General features: G+C 42.5%; 1 protein-coding gene and 1 pseudogene. One reads left to right on the forward strand and one right to left on the reverse strand.

Features of this window, described 5'->3' with window-relative positions; genetic code table 11:
* Window positions 1–108: pseudogene (locus EST42_RS11175) on the forward strand (UTP--glucose-1-phosphate uridylyltransferase); the annotation flags it as partial.
* 126 nt (window positions 109–234) lie between these two features.
* On the opposite strand, the gene EST42_RS08195 reads toward EST42_RS11175, so the two are convergent.
* The coding region (locus EST42_RS08195) for a transposase (protein WP_167711190.1) at window positions 235–447 on the reverse strand (213 nt) is incomplete at its 5' end.

Genomic DNA, 447 nt, shown 5'->3' on the forward strand with positions numbered 1-447 from the left:
TCAAAGATTGGTTTCTTGACGACTAACATTGAATACGGTTTGAACCACCCACAAACAGGTGAAGCCTTGAAGCAATACATCAAGGACTTGGCCGCAACGTTGGACTAAACAAAAATAACGATTAAAACAGGACCTTCTTCTTTTTGAGAAGATCCTGTTTTTTGGCTCTTTGTCAAATGGCGTTGGTCGGAGGAAATTCTGACTAAAATCGTCGATTATTCCGGTTTTTTCTTTTTAAGCGGGAATGATTCGTAGGTGAACCAATTGTGTGCGGATGCGACGGAAGAAGTTGAGTTGATTGCGGTAACCGTAGGCAGTGCGACTGATTTGTTTGATTTTACGATTGATACCCTCGATGACACCGTTTGACCAAGGTGACCTCAGGCTTTCCAACACACCAGCTAAATTCTTGCTGAATGTTGATATTGCAGTGTCCATGGCGTTTCT

It is taken from the genome of Weissella cibaria (genome assembly GCF_004521965.1).
GTDB classification, from domain to species: Bacteria; Bacillota; Bacilli; order Lactobacillales; family Lactobacillaceae; genus Weissella; species Weissella cibaria_A.